The organism is Streptomyces sp. SID14478, assembly GCF_010548525.1.
Lineage (GTDB): Bacteria > Actinomycetota > Actinomycetes > Streptomycetales > Streptomycetaceae > Streptomyces.
The window spans coordinates 1-1,922 of sequence record NZ_JAAGMG010000853.1 but is presented as its reverse complement, the minus strand read 5'-3'; the positions used below and the strand labels follow the sequence as shown (position 1 = coordinate 1,922).

Below are 1,922 nucleotides of genomic sequence, written 5' to 3'. Positions count from 1 at the left end.
GCCGGTGCTGCCGGTCCAGGCCGGGGGCCGTGATCATGCGGTACCAGTACGCGATCGGGGACCCGCTCATGCCGCGCAGGCCCAGCGCGCTGACCGTGTACGGGTCGACGAGGCCGGGGGCGACCGCGACGCAGGAGGCCGCGGCGTGCGCGGCGAGTTCCGCGCGCAGGGTGTCGTGGGCGGCGCGGTGCTGCTCGCCGTCCGGCCAGAACGTGACCGTGAGGTGGACGCCCGCGGGCAGCCCCCCGACGCGTACCTCCGCGGGGAGTTCGGACAGGGCGGCCGGGAGCCGGGTGACGGTCGCCTCCAGCAGGCGCTCCATGGCGCGGTCCGTCTTGAGCAGGATCTCGTAGCCGGTCGGGGAGGGCCGCAGGGCGTGTTCGCGGGCGGTGAGACCGGCGGCCTCGATCAATTCGGCCACCAGCGGCAGGAGTTCGACGTCGCTGCCGTCGGCGAGGTCGTACGTGACGCAGGTGCGGTCCGGGGACACCCGGGGTGCGCGGTGGGTGTCGAGGAGCTCGCGGTGCAGCTCCTCCAGGGCCGGGTCGATGCGGCCGCCGAGCGCCTCGTACTCCTCGTACGACTCCAACGCCTCCGCGGTGCGGCCCAGTTCGCGCAGGGCGATCATCTGCAGGCGGCGGAAGTCCTCGCGGGCGGGGTGGTCGTGGAGCAGGGCGGTGAGGTCGGTTGCCACCCGTGCGAACTCGCCGAGATCCAGGTCGAGTTCCGCGGCCGTGCGGTGCAGGGTGAGGTGGAGGTGGGTGAGGCGGGTACGGGCGGTGCGCGCGGCAGGGCCGGGGACGCCGTCCAGGGGCGTGCCGCGGAACAGGGCGAGGGCGACGGTGACGCGGTCGCGGGCCGCTCGTAGGTCACCCTCTTCGCGTAGCTCCTCGGCGGCGGTCACAAGGGTCTGGCAGAGGGCGATGTCGACGGTGTCGGTGCTGGTGTGCAGGGCGTAGCCCTCGGGGAGCGAGGCGATGCCGTTCAGGTCGAGGCGGAGCCGGGCGATGTGCGCGCCCGTGCCGGACGGGGCAGGACCGGACGGCTCGCGTCCCCGCACGCCCTCGTCCAGTTCGGCGTGCGTCACCACGTTGCCCGGCCTCAGGAGCAACATTGCGAGCAGGGCCTGGCGTTCGGGATCGGCGATCTCCACGGGCCTGCGGTTGCCGTCCGGCATCCGGCTGGCGACCCGGAGCGGACCGAGCAGCTCGTACACCTGGTGGGGCCCCCGGGGCATGGCCGGCACCCCCCGGGTGAGGTCGCTCAGGGCGGTGGCCCGGCGCTGCGGGTCGGGTGCGGCGAGATCGGTGGGCGGGGCTCCCAACTGGTGCAGCAGCTCGCCCAGCCGGCGCAGGTCGTCCGCGCGGTCCGCCTCGTGCGAGGTGCGCCCCGGATCGAACTGGGTGAGCTTCACGGTTCCGTCCGGTGACAGGACGACCCGGGGCATGCCGACGGCGCCGTGCGTGACTCCCGCCTCGTGCAGGGCCGTCAGCGCCCCCGCCAGGGAGCGGGCGACGGTGTCGAGCAGCGCGCCCGGAAGGCGGTAGCCGTTGGGCGCGGCAAGGGCGTTGAGTGGCACGCCGTCCAGATGCTCCAGGACCGTGTACGGCCCCTCGTCCGTGATACCGAAGTCGAGCACCCGCGCCACGCACGGGTGGTTCAGCCGGGACAGCGCGCGGGCGACGCGCAAGAACTCGCCGTCGTCGCGCCGCCGGTGCCGCTTCACCACCACCGGCTGCCCCAGGTCGAGGTCGCGGGCCAGCCATACCGAGCTGTTCGGCCGCAGTTGCCGATCGACCCGGTACCGCCCCCCGAGGAGCGGCCCGCGCCCACCCGACGCGGCGCCCGTGATCCGCCGCCCGCCCGCGAGCCGCCGCACGCTCTCCTCGCTGACCGTCGCGAACGCGTCCTCGGCCGCGCCT

Annotated in this window: 1 protein-coding gene; it reads right to left on the bottom strand. The window is 74.8% G+C overall.

Annotated elements, in window-relative coordinates; translation table 11 throughout:
* On the bottom strand, positions 1-1,922 hold a 1,922-nt coding region (locus tag G3I40_RS28060; RefSeq protein WP_275410230.1), incomplete at both ends, for a BTAD domain-containing putative transcriptional regulator.